This window comes from Micromonospora antibiotica, from assembly GCF_017599305.1.
GTDB lineage: Bacteria > Actinomycetota > Actinomycetes > Mycobacteriales > Micromonosporaceae > Micromonospora > Micromonospora antibiotica.
On the sequence record NZ_JAGFWR010000004.1, the window covers coordinates 307,193 to 333,406 of the forward strand.

Consider the following 26,214-nt stretch of genomic DNA (forward strand, 5'->3'; position numbering starts at 1 on the left):
CTCGACGTGGTGACCGAGCGAAGTGAGGGGTGACCAGATCGTCCGGGTATGGGATGTGACGACCGGCGAAACCCGGCACATGATCGGTAGTCAGGCCACACCGGGTGTGCTCGGTCGCCCGGGCACCGCGCGGCCGCACGGTCGTATTCGCCACCGGCGACGGCAGTATCCACGTCTGGGGACCCGGGTATTCGCCGGGGCCGAGGAGGTACGCGCCGGCCATCCGCCGAGGCGCAGCCCGCGCAGGTGTCGTCGTAACGCGTCGTCGCCGACCTGGTCCAGGGTCGGTTACCAGCGGGGGTCGACCACACACTGACCTCGGACGTGTCGTACCCGTGCCGCACGAGGCTGGCACCGATGTCGCACAGGCCGTCGGGAGCGCTCATCGTCCAGCTCGCCGCCCGCATCGCGTCCAGCAGCGAGCCGTCCGTGGCCGCAGGAGCGGATGGGGATACTGCCGGTAGCCGTCGGGGGTGAGCTGGTCGAGGCGCAGCGAGCCGGCCCGTAGCGCCCTGCCGATGCCACTGCCCCACATTTCGGCCCGGTCGTCGTCGGTCGTTGCAGTGATCAGCGGCTGGAGCGCGGCGGACCGCACCTGCGTGGCGACGAACACCGACCCGACCAGGTCGGGCACCCAACGGCCCGGGTAGAGCCAGTCACCGCCGTGGTCGCCTGACCTCCCCTGACGACGGCCACGAGTTCCCCGGGATCACACTCCTTGAGCGCCTCGGCGGCGGTCTCGTCATCGTGGTGGAACACCACGGACGTCCCCGCCGCGTCGAACTCCGCCCGCGGTCGGGATAACACGCCACTGAGCACTTCGTCCACTGCGACGCGCCGTCTCTGTCGGACAGATGGTCCGACTGTCCGGTACCACTGACCGGCGAGGATGCCAGCCCGCATCCGATCAGGCCTGGACGGGTCACCCCCTCCGTGCGGCCCGGGCCAACCCAGTAAGCCAAGACGCACGCGACATGCAATGTGAAATTTGCATCCAGAGCATGGCATCGGCATTCATACGGGAGGCATGAACCGCGCGCCAGCAACGGCGCATGACCCCTGACCACCGAGCCGGGCGGCGCTTTCCCGCCGTCCGGCTCGGCACCGTCATGTCCGCACGACAGATCAGGAGCCGCTTCTGTGGGTGCCAGCAACGTCCTCACCGCGTACGCCCTGTACGCCGGCAAGGTACCTGCCACCTCGATGCAACTACTCGCCTACATGGCCGCTGTATCCAGAGACGACGACGCCCGCCCCTGGTTCGGTCGGGGCCACCACGCCCTCGCCGAGTTCGCCCTCGGCCGGGGCAGGAGTGGACCCCTCACCCGGGCCGACATCAAGGCCGTCGAACGGGCCATCGGTCCCCTGGCCGCCGCAGGAGCGATCAGCACCGACCGGAAGGCGTCCCTGCGGCGCGACGGCACCCACACCGCCCGGTACCGCCTGCACCTCGACACCCCTCACGTCCCCCGGGAAGCGGGGGACGACACCGGGGAGCCCGATCGGCCACGTCCCCCGGAAACCGGGCACGACGTCCCCCGAAATGCGTCCTCACGTCCCCCGGAAACCGTCCCCACGTCCCCCGGAGAACGGGGGACAGAGGAACCAGGAGGAACCACGAGGAGCGAGACAACCCAGGAAGAAGTCACCGCTGTCCGTACGGACCTTGCTGTTGCGCGCCCACGCGACACCGACCCGGATTCCGCCCTCGACACCCCGAGCGGGCCGACCCCCCTGCGGGTGATCGGGGGCGATCCCACCCGACCGGTGCCGGACGGTGTCCGCGGTGTCCACCCGGCAGCCGTGCCTCGGCTGCCCCGCAATCCGCTGCGCCGGCCCGACCGGGTCGCCCAGGCCATCGCGGAAGCCAGCGCCCGCCGGCAGGCCGCCGTCGCCGCCCACCGGGCTGCCCGAGAGGTAACCGGCGAATGACACCGGCGCAGCGGGCCCGCGCCCTTGCCTGGGATGCCATCCGCCGCACACAAGCCCACGTCCCCATCACCTGACGCGGTCGCCGGTCGGTCGGGGTCAGGTGACGGTGGTTCCCTCCCAGTCGGCACGACGACGGTGCTACTCGCAGGCGATCCCATCGCCGTCCCGGTCCAGTTTCCGTGAGTACCCGGGGTCACCGCGCCGGATCGGGGCCGCGCCCGCCGCGCGTACCGCGGTGCAGTTGGCGTAGTACACGTCGCCGTTGGTGTCGTCGTAGCCGCCCAGGTCGCCGTTGCCGCCGCCCGGCTCGCATGCTTCTCCGTCGCCGTCGCGGTCCAACCCGGGCCGGTAGCCGGGCTCGCCCTCGAACAACGGGGCGTCGTCGGCTGCCCTGACCGCGTCGCAGTTCTTGTAGTAGAGGGCGGGTTTCGGCTTGCTGGTCCTCTTCGGGGTGGGACTCGGAGTGGGGGTGGGCGTGTCGTCGGGGGTGGGGGTGACGGTGGCGAGTGCCCCGTCGAGCTTCCGTGCCTGCACCGTTGCGGACGCCGTTGGTGCCGATGCCGGCTTCGTTTCATTGCTGTCGCCGAATGCGCCGGCAAGGCCGCTGCCGCAGCAGCACAGCCCGAGTAGTCCGGCGAGGGTGATGCCGATGGTTTGTTTGGTGGTGAGTGCTTTCGTCACCGGCCGAGTGTGCTGGCGGTGAGCCAGGCGGCGGGATGGTCCTTTTAGTTGGGCGTCTGTCGAGAAGACGACTGCGCTTTCGGCGGCACCCCGCAGGATTTGCCGCACCACCTGTGTGCCCCTACCCGAAAGCACGGCGATCTCTGCGCATGCGGCACCACCCCACAGGAAACCGGCGCAATGGCGTGGCTTTTCGGCTCGGCCTCCGGGTGCGAATTGATGAATGCCCGGCCCGAGCAGCGGAGACGGATCCCTCGGCCAGCCACACTCGCTGTCACCAAGCCGACGTCACCCCCATCGGAGCGACCCGGCCGGCCAGCATCAACCGTGTATCCGACCAAGGAGTCATCGTGACCATGCCGCAGTACCCCGGCAGTCCGCAGGACAGCAGCCCGCAGCAGCAGTGGGTCAACCCCGACGGGCAGCAGCACGGCTACCCGAACGCCGCAACTACCACCGCCTGGGCCCCCGCCTCGGGTGGGAGGCCGGGCAGGCCGATCCTCCTTGCCGGGGCCGTCGCCCTGGCCGTGTTCGTCGTCCTCGGCTTCGGCGGTTACGCCGTGTACGACCAGTTCATCCGCGAGGACTCAGGGGTGGCCGCGTGCAAGGCGATGGCCGCCGGGAAGAAGATTGACGGCAGCCCCAAGACCACCGGCGGTGACACCACCGTCGACAAGAAGATGACCGAGGCCGAGTACCGGAAGGCGCGGGCGATCTTCGAGGATTCACGGTACGAGAAGCTGCGTGAGCACGGAACGGCGATCGTGGACGTGGCGTGGCAGATGCAGGGGCTGGGCGACGACAGTGGGATGGCGGGACTGGCATTCATGGGTCCGCTGGGGACGCACCTGTCGGGGTTGCAGTCGGCATGCGCCGACCAGGGAGTCATCGTCGACTTGAGCGTGAAGTGACGGTGTTCGGAAACGGGCAGCTGCCGCTTCACGACCATCTCCAAACCTGAGCAGCCCTACTTCTTATGCGATGCCGTGTGGTCTGCCCATCGGACGAGCGATGGGCGTTGACCGGTCGCGATGTACTCAATGACTGCCCGGTGGGCGGTTTCCACCGACAGCACGGCCAACTCGGCGGGGATGGTGACCAGAGGGGAGTCAGACGACTCCAGAACCACGATCGGTTCGGCCGGCGGCTGTTCCACCGCGTGACCGCCATCGGGCAGCCAACGCAGCGCGGCTCTTGCGTTGTCGTAGTCGATGTCGAGGCGCAGGACGTCGTCAGCCCCGCTCGGTGCGAACCAGAACGCGTGCGCCCGGGTGCCGTGTGGTCCGATCATCAGCGTCTGTTTGTCGAGGAACACCCGGGCGGCCTCCGCGTCAGGTAGCTCCTGCTCGCAGATGTCGAACACCACGCGGTATGTCATGACCTGATCCTCTTGCCCGTGCCTGTGTAGGTTTTGGTCCGCGAGGTTCGTCCGCCGTCCTGTGCCGCTCGCACGGTCAGGCGGGCACCTCACCTCAACCGTCTGCGGGCGTGTTACCTGACCACACGATCCGACGGGAGAACCCCCCACGCTCGGCCACCTTCGCCATACGCAATTTCTCTAGCTGGTCTCGATCAACACCAAGATCAATCGCCAGCGCCAGCAGAACTTCCAGAACGTCCGCCAACTCATGGGGGTCCTCCGAGTCCAAGAACTCATCGACCTCTTCGACCAGCTTGTCCCGCAACAAGCCACGGTATTCATCAGCGCCAGCGATCCTGGTTACCGGCTCCGCCCCCCGCTCGCGGACGATCTCCGGAATCTTGTCCCGGACCAGCTTGGCATGACTCATCGACCCCAGCCCCCAGCGCTATGACAGGCCCTCATGTCCCGACACGGTCCGCGAGTTGGGCCACCGGGCGAGAGTCTAGGCAGCCGGGTGGCAGTTCAAGGGCCAGACACGCCCGCCTAAACGGACATGCAGCGCGTGTAACTGAACGCACTTGGGTCTGCTGCACCGTCAGGGCAAGCCATCTCAGATGTCACCTATCGGTGCAGCAACCCGCTTCTTCTGCCGGGGTGAGGGCTTGTTCCGGTTGACCGGCATTGGCGAGGCGCCAGGCGTGGGTGGCGTGTAGGTGGGCTTGTTGGGCGGGGTCGGTGGCGTGGGTGAGGCGGTGGTGGGTGAGCGTGTCGGTGATGGCGGCGGCGATGTCGAGGTCGATGTGCCGGCCGGTCGGCCGTGATCCGGCTGCCGCCGCCGACGTCAAGCCGGCCTACCAGCTCATCGCCACCACGATCGACCATCTGGAGGCCAAGCTCGCCGCCCGGATGCGCCGCGACCACCTCTCGGAGGCTGTGGTGGTAACGAACAATCCGCCCTGCGACTACACCCCCTACGGCTGCGAGAAGATCCTTTCCCGGCTACTGCCAGCCGGCACGCAGCTGGCGGTGTACGTACGCGACTATGACGGGCAGGTCTGCCACTGGAGCACCTACACCGGAAACGGAAAGGCGATCGCATGAAGGTGACCTGGACCTACGACCGGGGCGACCAGCGCGACAACCACGAGGTCGAACTGACCGACCCGGACGCACTGGAGGCGCTCCTGCGCGAGATCCAGCAGGCCGGCGAGCCCGTCGTGCTGACCATCTTCAGCAACCCCGTCGACGACCCCGACGACCTGCCACCCGGAATGCAGATCGGCCTCGGTCATCCCACCCACGCCTTCGCGGTACACATCTCCGACGACGGCGGCTACCTCACCGACCCCACCGCAGAAACCCCGGCCGCAGGGCTCCGATTCGACTTCGGCGGAGTACCCACGGAATACCCGGCCGAGCACCTGCAACTGCGGCCGGAAACGGCCGTCCAACTGGCGGTCGCCTTCCTCAGGACCGGCGGCGAATCACCCCGCCTGGCTGCCCCCGAGTGATCGCCCGCGCGTAACGGTCCCTTCCTCACCTGCAGGCATGTCCGCTCTCTGGTGAGGTACGAGCTGGGGGACTCTGCTGTTGGCCTATCGGCCGATGAGTCCGGCCACGCCGTAGTGGTTACTACGCACCCCGGTCGGCCAGCGCGTCCAGCGATCATCGGTGCCGCGCCCACCCATGGCGGTATTGCCGACGGCACGAGGTGCGGACGGAGTCCGTCGAGGACTTCGGTGATCCACGAAATCTGATCAACATTCGTCGATGTAAGACTGACTGTTGTCCCTTGAAACCCGTCTAGGCTCAACGGTTACGAGTGGGTTCCGGTGAGGGAGGGCGGGATGTCGCTGATCGACAGGATTGGTGCGGGCCTGCTGGCGATGGTGGCCGGCATAGAGCGGTCGCAGCGGGAGGCCGTGGCCGTCGATCGCGGGATCGAGCGGATCGGTGCCGGGGCGATGGCGTCGGGGTTCGCGGGCATCATGATGGGGCTGGCTCGGGTGCGGAAGGTGCTCGGTCAGGTCGGGTTCCCACTGACAGGAGCCGCAGGAGCACTGGCTGAGGCGTCTCGATCGGTAGGCACTGTGGCGAAACAAAGCTCACCACAGGAAACCGTCGCCGCGCTTACGCCGGTGGTCGCTGCCCTGAGCGCGGTCGACGGGAACATGACCGCAGCGATTTCCGCCATCGAGGATGCACAGCGGCTGGTTGCAGTGGCGTTGCAGGGTGGGCAGCCCGGCCCGACGCTGGCGCGATTACAGCAGGTGCGGCAAAACCTTGAAGCCGTCCGTACCCGAGGTGCCGAAACCCGGCAGGACGTCGATGCGGCGCTGGCGCAGGCGCGGCAGATAGGTGACCTGGGAAACTGGCCGTGGGCGGCGGCGAGGTCAGTCCGCCGCCCGGTAATTCCTCCGCCGGTCCCGACCAGAACGTGGCTCCTGTCTCCCTGGGCCGTGCTGCCGCACAAGCCGCGCCGCAGCCGGTGGACACGCCGCGCCCGGTCGGTTCCGACTGGGAGTTGGCCGATGCGGCTGTCCTACCGGACGAGCTGCGCACAGCCGCTACCCTCATGCAGCCGCGTCCGGCCGGCAGCACCCGTCCCACACTGGGCCTGTTCAACGGCGAAGAAGTCCACTCCGGCGGAGGCGGACGGTCTCTTGCCGCCGACCTTGACCACGATCCGCTACGCGGACCTCCGGTCACCTTCTACGACCACGCCGAGTCGAAAGTCGCCGCGCGGATGCGCCGCACCGGTACCGTCCAAGCCGACCTGGCCATCGACAACACGGTCTGCGGCACCAACGACCGAGACCAGACCTACCCCTGGACCTGCGACAAGATCCTTCCCGCCATCCTGCCGCAGGGTAGCCGCCTGAGAGTCTGGGTCACCCGCGACGGCGGAGGCACATGGTGGCACCGTGTCTATACCGGCACCGGAGAGAGGATCACCCGTTGACGCTGCTGCTACGCGACTACCACGGCCACACCTTCGAACTGACCGACGCCGAGGACGCGGGACGTCGCTTCGATGCGCAGATCGAGACGATCATGCCGCACGGAGGCTGCGGACAGACCCTCACCATCGGCACCCACGACCAACCCGCCCTCCGTATCGACATCGACATCGATGCCGACCGCGCGGCGGTGCGATGGCTGCCTGACGGCAGCTACGCCGCCGAGCTTCAACCCGACGTACCCATCACCGTGTATGAGTCACCAGACACCGGCCTGGTGAGCATTCCCGCTGGCCTGACGCGAATCACGGCAGCCGTAGCCCGGGCTGCGGTCGTCGAGTACGTTGCTACCGGGCTGCGTCCTACCGGTGTGCACTGGCTACACAAGGATTAGCCACCCATAAGCGGCCATATTGTGGCAGTCGCGTAGATCTTCGGGCGGGCGGGCCAGGTTGTTCTAGGCGAGTAGTCGTCGCGGAGCCCGGGCCCCCGCTCGTACGTGCAGATCCCGCAACTGGGTGAGCAGAGCCAGCAGGGCGGAGGCCGGCCACCGGTCGGCGTAGTCCACGACCGCCAGCACCGCACCACCGGGCAACGCGACCCGCGACACCGGCGTGGACCCGGCGACCGGGGTCGGCGTGTGGGTCACCTGCCACACCGCCCACCCTGCCGCTGCGCATGAGGTACTGACGTGCGCCGCGAGGCGGGTTTTGCCCTGACCGCCCGCACCGTGCACCAGCAACACCGCCACCGGCTCATCCCCACCGACCCATTCGGCAAGCCGGTCCAGGGTGCGCTCACGACCGGTGAACGGCACGATCTGGTGCCGGGCCAACAGCAGCCGGCTCGGCTGTGCCCGTGCCCGGGCCGCGCTCAACGGCACCGGGGCGTCGTCGGCGGTCGTGACCTGGTAGGGCGGTTGGTCCAGGCTGACGGTGACGTCTCCGTCGACACCGGTGATCTGCACGGTGTCGCCGAAGACCACGCTGCCGGTCACCGTCTGTCCGGCGGCCGGTGACGGCCCCCACCAGCGGGTCACCGGTCAAGCTCGACGTCGCCGCCGACCCCGTCGATCTGCCGTACCGGACCCGCCGTCGACGACCCCGTCACCGCCTGCCCGTCACCCTGCGAAGGAGACGACACCTGCGGCGGCGAGGACCCGGGCGGCGTGGACACCACGGGCGGCGCGGAGGCCGGGCCGATGCGCACACTGCCGCCCACCCCACGTACCTGGGTCACCCCGCCGCCGATCGTCGAACCGGTCACCGACTGCCCACCGGCCTCCCGGCGAGCACGGACCCCCACAGCCACCGACAGCGCCACCCCTGACAGGCCGACGAACACCCCGAACACACTGGCCCATTTGTCGGCCTTATCGAGACCCTGGACCGCCAGGAACCCACCCAGCCCCACGACCAGAACCCCGACGGCGATTGCCACCGCCCGGCCGCGAAGCCGACTACCAAGCGTCATCACGCCATCATGGACCGATGCGGCAATGGCGGCATCACCGCCCCCGGCCGTTGCTGCGCTCATGATCGGCGTGCATGGGTTGCCATGATCATTTGATTTTCACGCTCTTCTGGATCTGCGTCGGTCTGTACGGCGAGGTCAGGCCCTATCGGAGCCGTCTTCTCCGATCTCGGTGGCATCGTCGATTGATGACTGCCGGTTCGGGCAGGTGTCGGGTAGGCGACCCGGCGCGAGGGTGCCGTGACGGGTGTCGCGGTCGATGATGGGCGGGTGACGGGTTGGAACGGGGTGAGGGTGCTCGGCGGGGTCGGAGTGACGTGCACATCAGTTCGTGACTGCGCCCGTGTGGTCGTCGCCGAGGTTGGTGCCTGAGCCGGTGGGCGGGTCGTGGTCGGCGGGTGGTCAGCGGCTCGACGGCGTGGTCGCGTTCGGTGACGTGATCATGGTGTCAGGGGTGCGTGGCGACGTCACGATCACCACCGGGCGGCCGCCGTACCGGGTGGAGGAGTTCCCGGCGGTGGTGGAGACGGTGACCACGGAGCAGGCGCGGCAGCGTCCAAGTCGGCTGTTGTTGGCCCAGCACCGGGTGGTGCCGTTCGTCGGGCGTGACGACGACCTTGCCGAGGTGGCGCAGTGGATGGGCCGGCCGGGTGGGGTGCTGGTGCGGCTGCTCCACGCCGCCGGAGGGCAGGGAAAAACCCGGCTTGCGGGACATGTCGCCGACGTGTGGGCGAAGTCCGGGTGGACGGTGTGGCGGGTGCTGCACGAGCCGGTCTACACCGGCGGCTACCGGATGGACCTGCCTGCCGGTGGTGCGCTGCTGGTCGTCGTCGACTACGCCGACCGGTGGCCGGTATCCCATCTACAGAGCCTGCTGACCCACCTGAAGAGCATGAACGTGCAGACCAGCGTCACCGTGCGGGTGTTGCTGCTGGCCCGTTCCACAACGGCATGGTGGCCGGCGTTGCGCAACCGGCTGCGCAGCGACCACCAGGTCGAGGCCACCAGCCAGCTGCTACCACCGTTGGGGGGACAGGTCGACGGGCGGGTGTTGTTCCGGCAGGCCCGTGACCGGTTCGCCATCGCAATGGACGTCGCCGCCGCCGACCGGCTCCCGCCGCCGAATCTGGCCGACGAGACGTTCCGGCAGGTGCTGTCCGTACACATGGCGGCCCTGGTCGCTGTCGACGCCCACCGCCGCAACACGACAGCGCCGACCGACCCGCACGCGCTGTCGTCGTATCTGCTGGAACGCGAGCGTGACCACTGGTACGCGCTGCACCACCGCCCGGTCGAGCCGCGTCAGACCCCGCCCGAGGTGATGGGTCGTACGGTGTATCTGGCCACGCTGACCGCCGCCGTGTCCCGCGCCACCGCCACCGACCTGCTGCACCGGGTCGGGCTCACCGCACCCGCCGCCACGACGATCATCGACGACCACCGGTTCTGCTACCCACCCGAGGACCACCACACGGTATTCCAGGCATTGCATCCCGACCGGCTCGGTGAAGACCTGATCGCCCTGTCCACACCCGGGCACCAGCACACTGACGACGAGGATGGGTGGGACAGCGACGACTGGGCCGTTACCGCCGTTGAGCACCTGCTGCGCGTTGACACCGATCCGCCGCCATGGGCGGCGCACGCCGTCACGGTGCTCGTTGAGACCGCCCGCCGCTGGGACCACGTGGCCACCGACATCCTGTACCCCGTCCTGCGTAGGCATCCGCACCTGGCTCTGGCCGCCGGCGGCACCACCATCACCCGCCTGGCCACCATCCCGGGCATCGATCCCGATGTCCTCGACGCCATCGACGCCGTCCTGCCCACCCACCGGCACGTCGACCTCGACATCGCCGCCGCCGCCGTTACCACCGCCCTCACCCCGCACCGGCTGGCCGCCACCACCGATCCCGCCGAGCATGCCCGCCTGCACACCATCCATGCTCGGCGATTGGCGAACGCCGGCCTCCGCGACCAAGCCCTACCTCTCGCTGAGGAATCGGCCGGTATCTACCGGCGGTTGGCCGGGGCGAATCCGGCTGCTTACCTGCCCGCCCTCGCGTCGTCGTTGAACGACCTGGGCCTCTGGCTGTGGGGGTTGGGTCGGCGGGAGGAGGCGCTGGCCCCGAGTGAGGAGGCCGCCGCCATCTACCGGCGGTTGGCCGGGGCCAATCCGGCTGCTTACCTGCCCGCCCTCGCGATGTCGTTAAACAACCTGGGCCTCTGGCTGTCAGGGTTGGGTCGGCGGGAGGAGGCGCTGGCCCCGAGCGAGGAGGCCGCCGCCATCTACCGGCGGTTGGTTGAGGTTGACCCGGCTGCTTACCTCCCCGACCTCGCGATGTCGTTGAACAACCTCGGCACGGTGCTGTCCGAGTTGCGTCGGTGGGAGGAAGCCCTACTTTTCACCGAGGAAGCCCTCATGATTCGCCGGCGGTTGGTGGAGGCCAATCCCGCTGCTTACCTGCCCGCCCTCGCGATGTCGTTGCACGACCTGGGCTTCTGCCTGTCGGGGTTGGGGCGGCGGGAGGAAGCCCTACCTTTCACCGAGGAAGCCCTCACGATCCGCTGGCGCTTGATGGAGGCCAATCCCGCTGCCTACCTGCCCGACCTCGCGATGTCGTTGATCAATCTCGGTGACATGCTGTCGGGGTTGGGTCGGCGGGGGGAGGCGCTGGCCCCGAGCGTGGAAGCCGTCGGTATCTACCGGCGGTTGGTGGAGGCTAACCCGGCTGCTTACCTGCCCTACCTTGCGGCGTCGTTGAACAACCTCGGCGTCCAGCTATCCGAGGTGGGTCGGCGGGGGGAGGCCCTACCTCCGAGTGAGGAAGCTACCGCCATCTACCGGCGGTTGGTGGAGGTTAACCCGGCTGCTTACCTGCCTGACCTTGCGATGTCGTTGAACAATCTGGGCGTTCGGCTGTCCGAGTTGGGTCGGCGGGGGGAGGCGCTGGCCCCGAGCGCGGAAGCCGTCGGTATCTACCGGCGGTTGGTGGAGGCTAACCCCGCTGCTTACCTGCCCGAACTTGCGAGGTCGGTGAATAACCTCGGCCTCCGGCTGTCCGAGGTGGGTTGGCGGGGGGAGGCGCTGGCCCTCAGTGGGGAAGCCGTCGGCATCTTCCGGCGGTTGGTGGAGGCTAACCCCGCTGCCTACCTGCCCGCCCTCGCGATGTCGTTGAACAACCTCGGGACCATACTGTTGGGGTTGGGTCGGCGGGAGGAGGCGCTGGCCCCGAGCGAGGAGGGCACCGGTATCTACCGGCGGTTGGTTGAGGTTAACCCGGCTGCTTACCTGCCCGCCCTCGCGATGTCGTTGAACAACCTGGGCGTCTGCCTGTCGGGGTTGGGTCGGCGGGAGAAGGCGCTGGCCCTAAGCAAGGAAGCCGTCATGATCCGCCGGAGGTTGGCCGAGGCTAACCCTACTGCTTACCTACCCGACCTCACGATGTCGGTGAACAACCTCAGTATCCGGCTGTCCGAGTTGGGGCGGTGGGAGGAGGCGCTGGCCCTCAACGAGGAAGCTACCGTTATCTGCCGGCGATTGGCCGAGGCTAACCCCGCCGCCTACCTACCCGACCTCGCGTCGTCGTCGTTGGCGTACGGGCGGTTGTGTGTGACCATGCAGGCCAACTTCACCGAGGCCCTGGAAGCGGTCACTGAGGCGGTCAACATCTACGAGCGTCTGACCGAACAACTGCCGGCCGTGTTCGCCGAGCGGCTTTTCGCCGCCTACCAGACTCTCGCCAATGTCCTCGACGGACTGGGCCGGGTCGACGAGGCCGCAGAACTGCGCCGGCAGCTCGACGAGGCTACGGCGGCGGCACGGACCAGGGTGACGGTTGCCCTCAGGAAGGTCCTGAATAGCCCGGCACGGCGCTAAAGACCAGCGAGAGTCATCGGTGCTTGCTCAGCGTAGTTCCCCGTGGCACGGGGAAGGATGGTTTGTGGCGGCGTCCGTAGGGTGGTGGGTGTGAGCGATGTGACGTATGCCCGCCTTGGTGCGGAGGCTGCTGGCGGGTTGATGGATGAGCTGTGTGAGGTCTACGCGGACGCCTACGGGCAGGTTCCTGGCGAGGATGCGACGGTCAAGGTTGACGCGTTTCGGGGGCGGGCCTTGGCGGCGTTGGGTGCGCGGAACTATGAGCTGGTCACCGCGCGGGCGGGGGGTGAGTTGGTGGGGTTCGTCTTCGGGTACAGCCTGCGGCAGGATCGGGACTGGTTCGCGGGGCTTCAGCCGGCTCCGGAGGAGGGGTTCACCGACGAGCGTGGTGGCGAGCGCACGGTGGTCCTGGCCGAGATCGAGGTACGCAAGGCATGGCAGGGCCGGGGGATCGGGCGCGGTCTGCACGATTCGTTCCTGAGGGGACGGCGTGAGGAGCGTGCGACGTTGACGGCCAACCCGGTTGCCACCGCGACTCATGTTCTGTACGAGGGGTGGGGTTGGCAGCGGGTAGGGAGCATTCCGGGCAGGCCGGGGGCGTACTACCGGGAGTACGAGATGTTCGTGCGTCCGCTCCCGTTACCTGACGGGCGTTGACGACCGGTGGGCGGCGATTGCTTGGTCGAGCTGCTTGACAGCGCGAGTGCGCTTCCACGGATCGAGCCCTCGACGCATCTCCTGCAAACGCTGCTCGATGCGGCGAGTCGAGTTCACCGACGTCAGTTCTACGACTTCGATGGTGGTTTGGCAGGCCAGGCCGATGTTCTGCTGACGTGCGAAAGCATCTGCGCGGTAGAGAAGGCGGAACGACCGCTCGTGAATGTTGCCGTTGTCGCTGAGCCTCAACGCCTTCTCTGAGGCTGCCATGATTCGATCGACTCCGTCGAACTTCAACGCGTTCTGAGTGCTCGTGCTCCAGTAGAACGATTCGTCGTAGAAGTACCACCAGGACTGGCTGGGGTTCTGGTCGGCCAGTGCTTCCTGTAGGGCGGCGTACTCGCGGTCGAGGGCTTGTTTGGATTGGTGGTTTTGGTTGTCGGCGGTGAGGGCGCGGACGGCTACGTCGGCGGCGTAGGCGCGGGCGTAGGGGCTGCCGCTTTGGTCGGCCCAGGCGGAGGCTGCGGCGGCGTGGTCGATGCCGATGCGGGGTTTGCCTTGCCAGGTGGCGAGGTGGCTCATGGTGCAGAGGATGTAGGTGACGAGTTCGACGGCGCGTGCGTCGTGGGCGGCGGTGCGTGCGTCGTCGTAGAGGCGTTGGGCGGAGTGGTAGTCGCCCATGTTGAAGCAGAGCCAGCCGGCGAGTTGGGTGAGTTCGGCGTAGGTGGCGATGGCGCGGTCGCGGTGTGGGCCGTTCGGTGCGGCTATGGCTTGGTGTTCGGCGATGCTGCGGTAGGCCAGGGCGGTGGGGAGGGTGGCGGCAGCGCCGAGGACGTCGCCCTGTTTACGCAGGTTGGGCATCATGGCTTCGCAGTGCGCGAGGGTGGCCGGCTCGAACCGTGCGGGGTCGGTGAGCGTGGGTGCGGCGGTGGCGCTGTCGGTGAAGCCCGTCAACTCGGTCAGGGGTGCTGTCGCGGCGACGGCCAGTGCGGCGGTCAGTTTGGTCAGCATGTCGCGTCGGGTCTGGGGGTGGGGCACTCGTTGCATCCACATGGTGATGACCTGCGCCAACTCTGAGAAGTTGACCTCCTCGGGTCGGCGGTACAGGCCGGCGGTTTCCGCTTGCGGCGGGGCGTTCGCGTCGGCACCGGGACGTCGGCCGAGCAGGTAGCGAAGCAGGATCTCTGCCTCGCTCGGCACCATGATTTCACCTGCGAGGCTGGCTTTCACCCCCTCGGGCGTGGCGGGGGTCGATGCGGTGGCGGCGTCGAGGTGGCGGAAGCTCGGCAGTCCGGCGAGGAGGTCGGTGACGCCGTGCTCGTGAAGGCAAGTCCTCGACGGCCTCGGTCGACGTGGCACTGCCACGCGCGGGCACCAGCAGCTTCCGCGTCCGTACCTACCCTCGATGAAACTCAAGGGGGCACCCTGATAGCGGTCCACTTTGAGTTGGCTACGAAGCGGCACGCGATCACGCTGTCGTCGTTCGGTCTGGGCACCACCAGTCCGACCCGCCTGTCGGCTGCGTCATCCTCGATCGCCACGGTGTCGTTGTCGGCGCGGGGTATCACCAACCCAAGGGAGAACCTCATGCCGAGGTCAATGCCCTACGCGCAGCAGGGAAGGACGTCCCGCGCCGGACCTACACCAACCCCCGTACGCAGTCAGACCGAAATCAGAGATCGATCTCGTCATCGTTCTCGGGTGCCGGAACCCAGTAAGGTTCCCTTTCTACCGGCACAACGAGGAGCGCTGCCGGACGCGACCTTGCCCACCTCAGAACCTCGTCCCGAGTGCCTTCGAATTCCTCGACACCCGCCGATTGGCCGTCAGGCATTTCGTCTACCCATTTCGCGACCCACACAATCCGCCGATGTAGGTCACGACCCTTGTGAATATAGACAGTGCCGAACCCTGGGCGAGGGGCAGACATGACCTGTTGAGGCGCAATTTTGCTGTCGCGCATCTCCTCAGGTAGGTAGAAGGCGTTCGTTCGGCGGCGGGAGTCCTCCATGAGTGGATGCTACCCGACTCGTGTGGGCTCGGGCCGGGAAGCGGATCGAGCGCCGCGTGATCACTCTCGGATCACGCGGCGCTCGACCCCGTGAAAGGCTTTTCAGATCGATCTCGCCTCGGATGTATCAGGAAGGGCTCCAGCCGGAGCCGTACCAGGCGCTGCCCAGTTGCGGCGGGTCGTCCAGGTTGTATGCTCCGGCGGAGTTGCGGTGGAACTTCGGGCTTTTGATGAAGGTGTACCAGCGGCCCGGGTACGAGCTGGACGGGTCCGTCCAGTCGAATTGGTGGGCGACCCCGGCGTGGGCGACGCTGCCCTCATAGGCGGTGTAGCCACCGGAGCCGAAGCCGTTCACCAGTGCGCCGGCCCCATATGGGCCACCGCTCCACATTTGATAGGTCGAGCCTCCGCTGACGGGGTAGCCCTCGGGGTGGGCGGTGCTGAAGTACAGCCGCTCACCGGATGCCCGGACCTGCTTGGTGCCACGCGTCGACTCGAACTGGAAGGGCTTCGACGTGGACGAGCCTCCGCTGAACTTCACCTCGATGAAGAACTCGGTACTTCCCAACGTGGTGCCGTTGTAGCCGTAGATGCCATCGCCGCTGAACTCGGCCCAGTAGTTCGCGACGTAGTACCAGCACCCGAGCACGGAGCACGTTCCGCCGTTGGCCCGGATCTTCGACGTGTCTGGGCAGACCCATGCACCCTTCCGAACGCTCACCGGACTGGAGCACTGGCTCGCCCCCGATGCGGTCGCGGCTTCGGTGTACGCCTTCGTCGTCGTGCTCGGTCGGGAGTCCGCCACTGCGGGAACGGCGCTTACGGTGGGGCCGCCCAAAGTCACCAGCATGGTGGCGAGTAGCAGTCTTGCGGGTCGTCTGACCATCGCCTCTTCTTTCTTAATAAGGTGTGTGGCAATATCCGTTCGATCGATTGCCGTTCACCTTGATCTCAGGGGATGGGCGCGCGAGTCATCCAGGCCCTTAATCGAACGACACCCCGCGCCTTGTCAAAGCTATTGATGAACACACCTGGCGCGCAAGCTCATTGATTGTCGGAGTTCAACTCCGACAATTTTAGACGAAACCCATAAATGAGGTTACCTCTACAGGGATTCCCGGAGCCGCAAGTCACGCAGCTGAAGATTCGCATCCGCTGGCCTTCTCCGGTCAAGAGACCCTGACCGCCACCTACCCCGACCTCCCCGGTATCGCTTGCCCGCATCCGCCGCATCGGCGGCTGCCAACACCTCGTCGACCTCGTCGACCACCCCGTGACCGTGGATGCCACCACCGGCCGTCTGGTGGACGCCTTGACCAGCACTGAAAAGCCACACGCCGACTCACCATCGCTTGCCACAGCAGGCGATCTACTCCCGTGCGTTCGGGGGTGATCAAGGCGACCGCACAGCGAGAGCCTCCCCTCGCTGACATGCATCTCGCCTTGATCAGCAGGAGGTGGTCAGCTCCCGACGAGACCATCAGCGGCTCGTTCATCGAGACGTTCGGGGATCTGTCGCCGACCGCTCACGCCGCCCCCGCCAGTCCTAGCGTTGTCGGCAGGTGCCGACGACAGTTTGACAAAGTTCTGACAGAGAAACCGACCATCGAGTCGCCCCATGCTGGACAATGACGCGATGGTATCGAGCGATCCGTAAGTCATACGTCGAAGACATCACTCAGAGTAAGGTTATTCGCGTAGCCTGCAAGTACCGTCTCTGCACACATTGCCGCTTGCAAAACGATCGGGGGTTGACAGCGATGGTTGTCAACGATGAGATCAGGGCTGCTCAACGCGCACTTGGTCATCGGCTCGCCCAGATGCGCAAGGCTGCCGGTCACACTCAGCACGACTTTGCCCGGCTCGTGCGGTACGGGCGCAGTTCCGTAGCCAACACTGAGACTGGCCACCAACGCCCCGACCGTACGTTCTGGACGCGCTGCGACGAGGCTCTGCAAACCGGGGGCGTACTCGCCGCAGAGTACGATCAAGTCACCGTACTGATTCGTCAGCATCACCGCTTGTCGGCTATCCAAGGGATGCGTGCAACGTCGCTGCCGAGGCCAGACGCGGAGGCTGGAGCTAGCTCCTCTGCTGTGGCTGCTGGGACTGTCCTGTGGGAGGGAGAAGAGGGCATAGAGGCCCGTCGGTTGGCGTTGAGATCTTCCACTGACGACGTCCGCTTGGCGTACATCGAGGAAGAAGTGCGTCACGCGATCGCCGATAACGAGCGACTCACCCCTGCGGTCCTCCTGGCGCGAATTAAGCCGCTACGTTTCTATGTGGATCAGCTCATGGCGGGAGGTCAACATCCGCCACAGCGTGCACGGCTATACACCGCTGCCGCATACCTTTCCGGTCTACTTGGTGCACTCACCCTGGATCTCGGCGCGTTCAAGGTCGCGCAGGCCTACGCCGCTGAGGCATTCGACCTTGCCGACGCCGCGCAGCAGTCTGACGTTCAAGCATGGGCACGGGCGACCCAGAGCCTGATCGCCTACTACGTCGGCAACTATCACGACGCGCTGGCCTATGCCCAGGACGGCCTTCGCCGCGCTGGCACCAGCCCTCATCGAATCCGCCTCGTGATCAACGGACAAGCCCGTGCCCTCGCCCGACTCGGAGACCAACGCGGTGTCGATCGGGCCGTCGATGACGCGTTCACGATGCTGTCCGACTACCCAAGCAGCCCGCCGGTCAGCGAGAGCCTTACTCTCGGCCCGTACTGCCATGCCAGGACGGCGGCCAACGCGGCAACCGCCTACCTAGCCCTTGGTCGTACCGCAGGCGTCATCAACCACCTCACGACTGCCATCACCGCATTCGACGCCGCAGGCCTTGCCGGACCACAGGCACTGAGCCGCCTCGACCTGGCCACCGCGCACCTACAGCGCCCGAACCCCGACCCCGACCAGGCGGCCGGCTTGGCGGTGGAAGCACTAACCCTCACGGCGGAGCAGCGTTTCGAATCGGTCCACCAACGCGCCCGGCAGTTCCTCACTGCTTCCCAGTCGTACACCCACCGCCCGCAGTTGCGATACGTTGCGGAGCTACTCGCCGACCGTTCGCAGATAGGTGCTGCAGCGCCGTCCGATTTACCATCGCTGCCATGAGCAGTCAGGAACTTGCCAGCTTGGACCAACGCTGGACCGCCTACCAGGACCTACCCGAGCTCACCAACCACTGGTACTGGCGCCCTGGCTGGCGAGCCGACCGCCAGTTCTACACCTGGCACCTGACGTTCGAGCAGCAACCTGAACTCCACCGTCTCGTCAACGACCTTCACCAGCATCTGGCCATACCCGGGCTGGACCTCGTCCCACTCGATGGCTTACACCTGACCATGCAAGGCCTCGGCTTCACCGACGAGATTGCCGACGTCGATGTCCGTGCGATCGTCGCCGAAGCGCGCCGACGATGTGCCCTTCTGCCGCCACTGGAGCTGACGCTAGGCCCCGTCGACCCGGACGCCGAAGGAGTCGGCCTGCTCGTTCAGCCGTGGGACCGCGTAGACCGTCTCCGTGCCACCCTCCGCGCCGCCATAGGTGCGATCTGGCCTGCTGTTCCGGAATCCTCAGACGGATTCCGGCCCCACGTCACCATCGCCTACAGCGGTTCACCGGCACCGACTGAACCGATCCGTTCCCAACTGGCCAACCTCCGCAACCGACCGCCGGCCAGGGCTACGCTCAACCAGGTGTCGCTGATCGCCCTGCGCCGCGACAACCACACCTACCGATGGACGACGGTAGCTGCCGCACCTCTTAACAGCATTTAGTCCTCCAGCAGGCCGCAGCTTCGATCAGCCGAGGCCTTAAATCCGACGAGGGCGTTCCCACCGCGCCGTCTCAGGGGCGTGGGACGGGTTGCGGGTATGCGCCAGGCACGAACCCCGCTTTGCGCTTGCCTTTCGTCGTCAGTTGACCACCGCCCACTCAGCAACGTCACGACGGTGGGCGACGGCACTGTGGGCGACGAACGGTCGCTTGTGCGCTGCTGCGCAGTGCTTCCGCCTGCCATCGAACTACCTTGGCCTTCGTGGGCTACATCCCTCCGCTCGGACGGATCAGCCCATCGGTCAAATGTGAGATCTCTTCGCCGATCGGTGATAATTCCCCCGCAGGGTCTCCTGCACCCCAGGCGTTGATGGCTTGACTATTCCGAATGCAAAATCAGTGACGTCCACCTTCGATGGCCTGCCGACACGGACGGCAGCCTCCTGCGCGGGCCCGCTTCCGACGCTTCCGTTTAGGGGTGGGCGCGGTTGTCGTCCAATTGTCAGACCTGCGTAAGGGTACTTACCGACACCGACAGTCATCACCTTTAGTCGTCCTGTCTCCGCAGATGGCGATACCGCAGCATGGCAGCGGCGTGGCGAGAAACAGTCTCGCGAAGATGGCTAGCCATCTGCTCAACTAAGGGAGGGGCTGATGTTTCGGATCCGCGGCCCAGGAGCGAACCGAAGCTGTCGATGACCAGCTTTTAGGGGCTACCAGACCCACAAAGGGCTCTCCTGTCGGATCAGAGAGCGGTGATCGAACTCGCGTCGCCTACCGACTGAGTGACCAATCGAATCCCTTGGTAAGGCGTCAGCCTGATCCGTTGGAAATGTAGACGCGGCCAAGATGGCCGGAGAGGAGTCGTTGTGCATGTTGTCAGGCGGCTTGCGTTGCTGGGGGCGACGTGGGTGTTCGCGGCGTGGGGGGTGGCGTCGACGGGGCAGCGGGCGCGTGCTGCAGGCCGGCTACAGGCGCTGGTGGCGGTGCTGGCCGTGTCGAGTGGGGTGGTCGATGAGCCGGTCCGAGAGCGTCCGCTGGCGGCGCAGTTCCTCGTGTGTTCGTCCACCAGTGCCGATCAGCTGTTGGCTCAGGTCGCCCATTCCGATCGGGTGGTCGGTGAGTATCGGCAGCGGCACGGGTTCGATCCGGAGTGGTGGGCGTCCCGGCAATGCTCCGCCAGCGATGCCGCCCCGGTGCCCGTACCGTCCGGCGGCAACGCCGACGGTCATCGGGCGGGGGAGGCGTCGTGACGCGGAGTGTGATGGTGCGTCAGGCGTCGGGTGTGGATCTCGACGTGTTGTCAGTCCTCGTCGCGGAGGCGTTTTCGGCCAGCCCGGTGGGTGTCTGGTTGGCGCCGGACGCCACCGACCGTCCGTTGGTGCTGGGCCGGTACGCGCGGCTGTTGGTGTCGTGGGGTTTGGAGCATGGCCAGGTCGACACGACGGGGGACGGGTCGGTGGTGGCGGTGTGGCACCGGCGGCCGGAGGTGCCGGTGCCGTCGGCGGCGTGGATGTACGACCTGCACCGGGTCCTCGGCCCGCATGCGTCCCGGTTCGCCCTGTGGCACGCCTACCTCGACGCCGTGGTCCCGCACGTCCCCCACGCGCACCTGGCGCACCTCGCCGCCCGGCCCGGCCACGACGACACCGCGCGGGCGTTGCTGACCGCCCACCACCAGGTCCTCGACACCGAAGGACTCCCCGCGTACGCGCAGCTGCCGGGTGGTCGTCCCCGGGAGAGCCTGTTGGCCGGGCTGGGATACGAGCCGAGGTCACCGATCCTGCTGGAGCCCGACGGCCCCGCCCTGTGGCGGATGTGGCGACCCAGCCCCGGCAACGGCCGGTCGTGTGGCGGGCTTCCCCCACGGGCCCGACTACGCCGTGGCATCACCCCGCTACGCGGCCGGCTCCTCCCGACACCCCCGGGTTCTCCCTGACCGTCCTCGCTGACCACGCCCGGTAGGGCATCCACCCCGATCAGCAGCTGGCGGAGGCCGCATGGCCCGCCAGTCACCCCCGTGCACCCGTTTCCTCGAAGGAGGGCTTGTCTCATGTTGACCGTTGTCGACCGTCCGTTGGTCATGGTTCCGCCGCGTAGGCGTACGGCGGGTTGGTGGTTGCCGCCCTGGCTGACCCCCACCCGCACCCGCCCCACCACCCCCGGCCGCGTGGACGACGCCGGCACGGAGCCGCAGGTGCACCTGTGGGGGTATGCGCTCCGCCGGGAATGGCCCGACGGCACGCACGACCTGTTCGGGTTCACCCCGCGCGCCGACGTGGCGTTGCGGCGACTCGACCGCGACCGCAGCTACTGGCGCACCGGCCCCGTACGACCCACGGCGGTGTACCTGGTGCCGGTCCACGCCGCCGACGTCACCACCCACCCGGTACGGGACTGCCGCAAGCCGTCCTGCCCGGACGCCCCGCAGCGGGGGCAGCGATGAGCATCCACGAGCAGGTGGCGCTCGCCCGCCGGACGATGACCCCGACCGGCCTGTCGATCTTCGGCGCTGCCGCGTCCGCACCGATGGTGGTCCTCGCCGGTGGCCTGGTCACCACCTACGCCACGACCCGGGTGACCGCACTACCCCTCACCTTCCTCCTGGTCACCGCAGTGGTGGCGGTGCTGATGGTCGGCTACACCGCACTGGCCCGGCAGGTCGGTCACCCGGCCGCCTACTACGGCATCCTCGCCCACAGCATCAGCCGCAGCTGGGGTGTCGCCGCCGGCCTGGTCGCCCTGGTCGCGTACACGGCGATCCAGACCAGCCTGTACGGCCTGTTCGGAGCCACCCTCGCCGCCCAGCTCGGCGGCACCTGGTGGGTGTGGGCCGGCATCGCCTGGGCCGTCGTCGGCGCGCTCGGAGTGCGGGCGATCGCCCTGTCCACCCTGGTCCTCGGCGGGGTCCTCACGGTGTCCCTGCTGATCGTCGGCCTGTTCGTCGCCGCCGGCCTCGGCACACCCGCCGACGGGACCGTGTCGTGGGAGGGATTCGACGCCACCGGCCTGGCGGTCGGGGGGATCGGTGGGGCGGTGGCGTTGTGCGTGGCCGCGTTCATGGGCGTCGACGCCCCCGGCTCGTTCGTCGAGGAAGCCGTGGACCGCCGGTCGATCGGCCGCGCGACCATCACCGCCGTTCTCGTGCTGGGTGGTGTGTATGCCGGTGCGGCGTGGGCGATGGGCGTCGCCGTCGGCCCGCAGACTGTCGCCGCCCGCGCCGCAGACCCGGCCTCCGGCCTACCCTTCACGATCCTCGAACCCGCCGGCCACGCGTGGGCGGGCGTCGCCGGGGTGGTGCTGGTGTTCGCGATCGTCACCTCGATGCTGGCGTTCCACAACGTCATCGCCCGCTACGTGTTCGCCATGGCCCGCGAAGGCGTCCTCCCCACCGGCCTCGCCCGCACCGACAGCACGACCCGGGTCAGCGCCCCACGCGGCGGCTCCCTCACCCAAACCGGCACGGCGGCACTCGTCGTCGCCGCGTTCGCCGTCACCGGGGTCGACCCGGTCGCGGTGATGTTCACCTGGCTGTCCACCCTCGGCGCACTCGGCCTGCTCTGCCTCCTCCTCGCCGCCTCCATCGCCGCACTGGCCGCCCCACCCGCCGTGCGAGGTCAACGGCCCGGAATCTGGCAGTGGAAGGTCGCACCCGTGCTGGGGGTGCTCGGCGGGTCGGTGGTCCTGGTCGCGATGGTCGGCAACGTCGGCCCTCTCCTCGGAGCCGCACCCGGGTCGCCGTATCCGCTGCTGCTCCCGGCGATCCTCACCGCCACCGCCACCACAGGCGGCCTGTGGGCCGCACACCTGCGCCGGTCCCGACCCGAGGTCTACGCCGGCATCGGCCACGGCACCCCGAAGACCCACGCCGTGCCCGACGCCCTGCACATCTCCATCTGAACCCCGAGGAACAACCCGACCATGAAGACCTACACCGCCCACACAGCAGCAGCACCGGGGCACCGCAGCAGTGACCCGCTGGACCCGGCCTGGCGACCCGAACCCCCACGACCGACGCCACCACCCGGCCCCCGCCGACCAGCAGACCACCAACCCCCACCGGGTCCCCGCCTGATCCAGCCCCCACCGGACTACCGCATGCCCGACGAACGACCCCACCGCCGGGACGTCCCCGTCCACCCGGCTCCACCCCAGCACACCCCGTCACCACCCCCACAGCCCGAAGAGCCCGACAGCAGGGTGTCGACCGACGCCCGGTGGTGGGCCGACCTGCGGCAGCAGGTGGTGTTCCGGGGGAAGCGGTTGAACACCGGGCACATGTTCGAGGCCGACCAGCGGTACGGGCAGCGTGACGCGCTCGGCCCACACGGGGTGATGCTGTTCTTCGTCTCCGAAGCCCCCGCCCAACCCCACGGCTACCAACTCCACACCGCCTACCGGCTGTGGCTGGCCTCCCCGGAATCCCAGCACCTACCCCGCCTCCTGGCCGACCTCACCGACGTCGTCGGGGACAGCATCACCCGCGCCGGGGCGACGGGCCGCCCATGGCACCCCCTCGGCCCACACGGCTCGATGGTCAACGGCGGCGACATGACCCTGCCCGAAGGCGCCGTCTACGTCGGTGTCGGGGTGACCACCCTCGACTCCGACCAGGGCCGCTGGCAGCAACTCGCCCGAACCCTACGCCAGCCCGACGACCACCGCCGCCGCTCCGTGTTCGACCTCAAAGGCCAGTGCTTCGTCCTACTCACCGACGGCACCGCCCTGCACATCGACCGCGACCCCCACGCCCCGATCGGCGCCGACGGCGTCCGCAGCACCAAACCCCTCGACCCCGACCGCATCACCCACCACAACCCCCACGAACACCTCACCGACCAAGGCGACACCGTCACCCGCGACACCTGGACGCAACTCACCCGCCTACACCACACCCTCGCCGGGCACCTTCTCCCGGGACGACCGGCATGACCCACACCCCCACGCCCGCTCGTCTACGCGGCCTCGCCGAAGCCGCAGACCTCAGCCGTACCCCGGTCGACATCACCGCGGTCCTGGACCACCTCGTCGCCGAAGCAGACACGGCCGTACCAACGAGCATCGGGTTCCCCGGCGCAGTCGACCTCGACCACCGTGAGGTGATGGCCCGCCTCGGCCACCGCCTGTGGAACAACATCGGCGACCCCACCGACACCGGCGGCACCCCACACACCCGCATCCTCGAACAAGCCGTCATCGCCTGGCTCGCCGACACCCTCCACATGCCCACCGACGACCGATGGGGATACGTCACCACCGGCGGCACCGAAGGCAACCTCTCCGCCCTGCACGCCGCCCGCCGCCGCCTCCCCACCGCCCGCATCTACTACTCCACCGCCGCCCACTACTCCATCCCGAAAATCATCGAAATGCTCGGGGCACGCGGCGTCGTGGTCAACGCCAGCGCGGACGGGGAGATGGACTACGACCACCTCGCCGTGCGGGTACGCCGACACCGGCGCTGGCCGGCGATCGTCGTGGCCACCGCCGGCACCACCATGACCGAAGCCGTCGACGACACCACCCGCATCCACACCATCCTCGACGAACATGACGTGCCCGGCCGGCACGTGCACGTCGACGCCGCCCTGTCCGGCATCCCCCTCGCCCTCGACGGGCGACTCCGCCTGGACGACGACAGCGGCATCGGCAGCATCACCGTGTCCGGGCACAAGTTCCTCGGGGTACCGACACCGTGCGGGGTGGTCCTCATCCGCGACAGCCTCCGCCGCGAAGGCACCCCGGTCACCTACACCGCAACCCTCGACTCCACCGTCACCGGATCCCGCTGCGGACTGGCCGCCGCCCTGCTCTGGCACGCCATCGCCACCCACGGCCGGGAAGGACACCGATGGCGGGTCAGCGAAGCCCGCCGCCTCGCCACCTACACCGTCGACCGGCTCACCGCCGCTGGCTGGCCCGCCTGGCGACACCCCCACGCCTTCACCGTCGTCCTACCCACCCCACCCGCCACGGTACGGACGAAATGGCTCCTCGCCACCGACGCGGACATCAGCCACCTCATCTGCATGCCCGGCGTCACCCAGGGCCAGATCGACGCCTTCGTCACCGACCTCACCGACACCACCGCGCCGGCCAGCAGCCCCGACCCGGGTCACCCACACCCGCCGAGGCCGATCCCCCATCCCCGGCGAGCATCTTCACCCGCCGCCGGTATCGGCACTCCCTGACCGCTGCTTGCTCCCCCAGCCCCGGCTCCCTGAGCCCTGGCTCCCCCCAGCCTCGGCGTACCTGCTCACCCGCTGTCCGAACCTGTCTGCTGATCCTTGCGGAGGCGACCACTGTGACCACCGGCTACGTCTTCCACCCCGAATACCTGTGGCACGACACCGGCACCAGCGCCGGACTGCTACCCGCCGACCCCACCGCAGGGGTGCAACCCGCCGTGCACATCGAGAACCCCGAGGCGAAACGCCGCACCCACGAACTGATCCACGCCTGCGGACTCATGGCCGAGCTGCTGGTCATCGAGCCCCGGCGAGCCACCATGACCGAACTGCTCCGCGTGCACACCCCCGCACACGTGCAACACATCCGCGACCAGAGCGACCTGCGTGGGGGAGGGGACGCCGGGGACGGGTTTTCCCCGGTCGGGCACGGCAGCTACGACATCGCCCGCCTCGCCGCCGGCGGCCTGCTCGCCCTCGTCACCGCCGTCGCCGACGGCGACATCACCACCGGGTACGCCCTGACCCGCCCACCCGGACACCACGCCACCGCCGACACCGGCATGGGTTTCTGCCTGTTCAACAACATCGCCATCGCCGCCCGCCACGCCCAAACCCTCCACGGCATGACCCGCATCGCGATCGTCGACTGGGACGCCCACCACGGCAACGGCACCCAAACCATCTTCTACCCCGACCCCACCGTCCTGACCATCTCCCTACACCAGGCCAACTGCTTCCCACCCGACTCCGGATGGACCCACGAAAACGGCATCGCCGACGGCACCGGACACGCCCTCAACGTGCCCCTACCGGCCGGCAGCGGCCACGCCGCCTACCTCCACGCCATGCGGCAGGTCGTCATCCCCGCCCTCGACCGCTTCCGCCCCGACCTCATCCTGCTCGCCAACGGCGTCGACGCCAACGTCTTCGACCCCATGGCCCGGCAGATGCTCACCACCAGCACCTACCGCCACATGACCCGCCTGCTCGTCGACGCCGCCGACCGGCTCTGCCACGGCCGACTCATCGCCGTCCACGAAGGCGGCTACAGCCCCTTCTACACCCCCTACTGCGTCCTCGCCGTCCTCGAAGAACTCACCGGCACCACCACCCGGGTCGCCGATCCCTTCGCCACGGTCGTCGCCGGCTACACGGCCGAACCTCTGCGCCCTCACCAGCAGGACGCCATCGACGCCGCCGCCGCACTCGTGCCCCACATCACCACGCCCGCCACCGCGCCCACGCCCTGACCACCGGCCCGGCCTGATGAGGCCCGCCAAACGCCCTGTT

At 68.0% G+C, this 26,214-nt stretch carries 26 protein-coding genes and 2 pseudogenes; 19 read left to right on the forward strand and 9 right to left on the reverse strand.

Features of this window, described 5'->3' with window-relative positions; genetic code table 11:
* Positions 1–382: 382 nt before the first annotated feature.
* Entirely contained in the window at positions 383–634 is a 252-nt protein-coding gene (locus JQN83_RS11440) for a hypothetical protein (protein WP_208567070.1), read from the reverse strand.
* Between the two features lie 1,169 nt (positions 635–1,803).
* Here JQN83_RS11440 and JQN83_RS33745 point away from each other — a divergent pair.
* On the forward strand, positions 1,804–1,932 hold the full coding sequence (locus tag JQN83_RS33745) for a hypothetical protein (RefSeq protein ID WP_279632717.1): 129 nt from the start codon (positions 1,804–1,806) through the stop codon (positions 1,930–1,932).
* 138 nt (positions 1,933–2,070) lie between these two features.
* Here JQN83_RS33745 and JQN83_RS11445 read toward each other — a convergent pair whose 3' ends face one another.
* Positions 2,071–2,613, reverse strand: a complete 543-nt coding sequence (locus JQN83_RS11445) for an excalibur calcium-binding domain-containing protein (protein WP_208567071.1) — start codon at positions 2,611–2,613, stop codon at positions 2,071–2,073.
* Between the two features lie 350 nt (positions 2,614–2,963).
* Between JQN83_RS11445 and JQN83_RS11450 the strand changes: the two genes are divergently transcribed.
* Positions 2,964–3,524, forward strand: a complete 561-nt coding sequence (locus tag JQN83_RS11450; protein WP_208567072.1) for a hypothetical protein — start codon at positions 2,964–2,966, stop codon at positions 3,522–3,524.
* A 56-nt stretch (positions 3,525–3,580) separates the two neighbouring features.
* Here the strand turns inward: JQN83_RS11450 and JQN83_RS11455 are convergent, their stop codons facing one another.
* Both JQN83_RS11455 and JQN83_RS11460 read right to left on the reverse strand, forming a co-directional pair.
* Positions 3,581–3,991 carry an Imm1 family immunity protein gene (locus tag JQN83_RS11455; RefSeq protein WP_208567073.1) on the reverse strand — a complete coding sequence of 137 codons (411 nt, stop codon included), beginning with the start codon at positions 3,989–3,991 and terminating at the stop codon, positions 3,581–3,583.
* Between the two features lie 94 nt (positions 3,992–4,085).
* Positions 4,086–4,403: a nucleoside triphosphate pyrophosphohydrolase gene (locus JQN83_RS11460; protein WP_208567074.1), complete on the reverse strand. Its 318-nt coding sequence runs from the start codon at positions 4,401–4,403 to the stop codon at positions 4,086–4,088.
* A 332-nt stretch (positions 4,404–4,735) separates the two neighbouring features.
* Here JQN83_RS11460 and JQN83_RS11465 point away from each other — a divergent pair, with 332 nt between their 5' ends.
* The 5 genes and pseudogenes from JQN83_RS11465 to JQN83_RS11480 all read left to right on the forward strand — a co-directional run bounded on the left by JQN83_RS11465 (position 4,736) and on the right by JQN83_RS11480 (position 7,330).
* Entirely contained in the window at positions 4,736–5,077 is a 342-nt protein-coding gene (locus JQN83_RS11465) for a DddA-like double-stranded DNA deaminase toxin (RefSeq protein WP_307799182.1), read from the forward strand.
* The gene (locus tag JQN83_RS11470; RefSeq protein WP_208567075.1) at positions 5,074–5,487 is read left to right on the forward strand and encodes an Imm1 family immunity protein; all 414 of its coding nucleotides are present in this window, start codon (positions 5,074–5,076) and stop codon (positions 5,485–5,487) included. Before JQN83_RS11465 ends, JQN83_RS11470 begins: the two co-directional genes overlap by 4 nt.
* Before the next feature lie 480 nt (positions 5,488–5,967).
* Positions 5,968–6,327, forward strand: a pseudogene (locus tag JQN83_RS32990) (DUF6244 family protein); the annotation flags it as partial.
* Positions 6,328–6,353: 26 nt separating this feature from the next.
* Complete coding sequence (locus tag JQN83_RS11475; RefSeq protein ID WP_208567076.1) at positions 6,354–6,938, forward strand: DddA-like double-stranded DNA deaminase toxin; 585 nt, start codon at positions 6,354–6,356, stop codon at positions 6,936–6,938.
* The gene (locus JQN83_RS11480) at positions 6,935–7,330 is read left to right on the forward strand and encodes an Imm1 family immunity protein (RefSeq protein WP_208567077.1); all 396 of its coding nucleotides are present in this window, start codon (positions 6,935–6,937) and stop codon (positions 7,328–7,330) included. The genes JQN83_RS11475 and JQN83_RS11480 overlap by 4 nt, the downstream gene beginning before the upstream one ends.
* A gap of 63 nt (positions 7,331–7,393) precedes the next feature.
* On the opposite strand, the gene JQN83_RS11485 is transcribed toward JQN83_RS11480, so the two are convergent.
* Positions 7,394–7,975, reverse strand: a complete 582-nt coding sequence (locus JQN83_RS11485; protein WP_208567078.1) for a P-loop NTPase family protein — start codon at positions 7,973–7,975, stop codon at positions 7,394–7,396.
* Positions 7,972–8,472, reverse strand: a complete 501-nt coding sequence (locus JQN83_RS11490) for a hypothetical protein (RefSeq protein ID WP_244252209.1) — start codon at positions 8,470–8,472, stop codon at positions 7,972–7,974. The genes JQN83_RS11485 and JQN83_RS11490 overlap by 4 nt, the downstream gene beginning before the upstream one ends.
* A 301-nt stretch (positions 8,473–8,773) precedes the next feature.
* Between JQN83_RS11490 and JQN83_RS11495 the strand changes: the two genes are divergently transcribed.
* Positions 8,774–12,289: a tetratricopeptide repeat protein gene (locus tag JQN83_RS11495; RefSeq protein WP_208567079.1), complete on the forward strand. Its 3,516-nt coding sequence runs from the start codon at positions 8,774–8,776 to the stop codon at positions 12,287–12,289.
* A 90-nt stretch (positions 12,290–12,379) separates the two neighbouring features.
* Entirely contained in the window at positions 12,380–12,946 is a 567-nt protein-coding gene (locus tag JQN83_RS11500) for a GNAT family N-acetyltransferase (protein ID WP_307799183.1), read from the forward strand.
* Here JQN83_RS11500 and JQN83_RS11505 read toward each other — a convergent pair.
* Positions 12,929–14,362 carry an NsdA family TPR-like regulatory protein gene (locus tag JQN83_RS11505; protein ID WP_208567080.1) on the reverse strand — a complete coding sequence of 478 codons (1,434 nt, stop codon included), beginning with the start codon at positions 14,360–14,362 and terminating at the stop codon, positions 12,929–12,931. The two genes, JQN83_RS11500 and JQN83_RS11505, sit on opposite strands and share 18 nt — an antisense overlap.
* Before the next feature lie 80 nt (positions 14,363–14,442).
* Here JQN83_RS11505 and JQN83_RS34315 point away from each other — a divergent pair.
* Positions 14,443–14,664, forward strand: a pseudogene (locus JQN83_RS34315) (hypothetical protein); the annotation flags it as partial.
* Here JQN83_RS34315 and JQN83_RS11515 read toward each other — a convergent pair.
* Together JQN83_RS11515 and JQN83_RS11520 are read right to left on the reverse strand one after the other, a co-directional pair.
* A complete protein-coding gene (locus tag JQN83_RS11515) occupies positions 14,619–14,957 on the reverse strand; it encodes a hypothetical protein (RefSeq protein WP_208567081.1) in 339 nt (112 codons plus the stop codon). The pseudogene JQN83_RS34315 and the gene JQN83_RS11515 overlap by 46 nt on opposite strands.
* A gap of 127 nt (positions 14,958–15,084) precedes the next feature.
* Positions 15,085–15,606 carry a hypothetical protein gene (locus tag JQN83_RS11520; protein ID WP_208567082.1) on the reverse strand — a complete coding sequence of 174 codons (522 nt, stop codon included), beginning with the start codon at positions 15,604–15,606 and terminating at the stop codon, positions 15,085–15,087.
* A gap of 1,171 nt (positions 15,607–16,777) precedes the next feature.
* On the opposite strand from JQN83_RS11520, the gene JQN83_RS11525 reads away from it, so the two are divergent.
* From JQN83_RS11525 to JQN83_RS11565, 9 genes are all read left to right on the forward strand, one after another.
* Positions 16,778–18,070, forward strand: a complete 1,293-nt coding sequence (locus tag JQN83_RS11525) for a helix-turn-helix domain-containing protein (protein WP_504739794.1) — start codon at positions 16,778–16,780, stop codon at positions 18,068–18,070.
* The gene (locus JQN83_RS11530) at positions 18,067–18,735 is read left to right on the forward strand and encodes a 2'-5' RNA ligase family protein (RefSeq protein ID WP_208567084.1); all 669 of its coding nucleotides are present in this window, start codon (positions 18,067–18,069) and stop codon (positions 18,733–18,735) included. The genes JQN83_RS11525 and JQN83_RS11530 overlap by 4 nt, the downstream gene beginning before the upstream one ends.
* 978 nt (positions 18,736–19,713) lie before the next feature.
* Positions 19,714–19,986 (forward strand): hypothetical protein, encoded by a 273-nt coding sequence (locus tag JQN83_RS11535; protein ID WP_208567085.1) that lies wholly within the window; start codon positions 19,714–19,716, stop codon positions 19,984–19,986.
* Positions 19,983–20,672, forward strand: a complete 690-nt coding sequence (locus JQN83_RS11540; protein WP_307799184.1) for an N-acetyltransferase — start codon at positions 19,983–19,985, stop codon at positions 20,670–20,672. The genes JQN83_RS11535 and JQN83_RS11540 overlap by 4 nt, the downstream gene beginning before the upstream one ends.
* Positions 20,673–20,786: 114 nt before the next feature.
* Positions 20,787–21,179, forward strand: a complete 393-nt coding sequence (locus JQN83_RS11545) for a hypothetical protein (RefSeq protein WP_208567086.1) — start codon at positions 20,787–20,789, stop codon at positions 21,177–21,179.
* Positions 21,176–22,633 carry an APC family permease gene (locus JQN83_RS11550; RefSeq protein ID WP_208567087.1) on the forward strand — a complete coding sequence of 486 codons (1,458 nt, stop codon included), beginning with the start codon at positions 21,176–21,178 and terminating at the stop codon, positions 22,631–22,633. The genes JQN83_RS11545 and JQN83_RS11550 overlap by 4 nt, the downstream gene beginning before the upstream one ends.
* Before the next feature lie 300 nt (positions 22,634–22,933).
* Complete coding sequence (locus JQN83_RS11555) at positions 22,934–23,665, forward strand: hypothetical protein (RefSeq protein WP_307799185.1); 732 nt, start codon at positions 22,934–22,936, stop codon at positions 23,663–23,665.
* Positions 23,662–24,924: a histidine decarboxylase gene (locus JQN83_RS11560; RefSeq protein WP_208567088.1), complete on the forward strand. Its 1,263-nt coding sequence runs from the start codon at positions 23,662–23,664 to the stop codon at positions 24,922–24,924. The genes JQN83_RS11555 and JQN83_RS11560 overlap by 4 nt, the downstream gene beginning before the upstream one ends.
* 113 nt (positions 24,925–25,037) lie before the next feature.
* Positions 25,038–26,174, forward strand: coding sequence for a histone deacetylase-like amidohydrolase (locus tag JQN83_RS11565; protein ID WP_208567089.1), 1,137 nt, complete (start codon positions 25,038–25,040; stop codon positions 26,172–26,174).
* Positions 26,175–26,214: the final 40 nt, after the last annotated feature.

Bases quoted from the DNA above. Each gene is read 5' to 3' on its own strand.
- JQN83_RS11530 (WP_208567084.1), top strand. From the start codon at position 18,067: ATGAGCAGTCAGGAACTTGCCAGCTTGGACCAACGCTGGACCGCCTAC.
- JQN83_RS11470 (WP_208567075.1), top strand. From the start codon at position 5,074: ATGAAGGTGACCTGGACCTACGACCGGGGCGACCAGCGCGACAACCAC.
- JQN83_RS11525 (WP_504739794.1), top strand. From the start codon at position 16,778: ATGCGCAAGGCTGCCGGTCACACTCAGCACGACTTTGCCCGGCTCGTG.
- JQN83_RS11455 (WP_208567073.1), bottom strand. From the start codon at position 3,991: ATGACATACCGCGTGGTGTTCGACATCTGCGAGCAGGAGCTACCTGAC.
- JQN83_RS11460 (WP_208567074.1), bottom strand. From the start codon at position 4,403: ATGAGTCATGCCAAGCTGGTCCGGGACAAGATTCCGGAGATCGTCCGC.
- JQN83_RS11550 (WP_208567087.1), top strand. From the start codon at position 21,176: ATGAGCATCCACGAGCAGGTGGCGCTCGCCCGCCGGACGATGACCCCG.
- JQN83_RS11515 (WP_208567081.1), bottom strand. From the start codon at position 14,957: ATGGAGGACTCCCGCCGCCGAACGAACGCCTTCTACCTACCTGAGGAG.
- JQN83_RS11545 (WP_208567086.1), top strand. From the start codon at position 20,787: ATGTTGACCGTTGTCGACCGTCCGTTGGTCATGGTTCCGCCGCGTAGG.
- JQN83_RS11490 (WP_244252209.1), bottom strand. From the start codon at position 8,472: ATGAGCGCAGCAACGGCCGGGGGCGGTGATGCCGCCATTGCCGCATCG.
- JQN83_RS11560 (WP_208567088.1), top strand. From the start codon at position 23,662: ATGACCCACACCCCCACGCCCGCTCGTCTACGCGGCCTCGCCGAAGCC.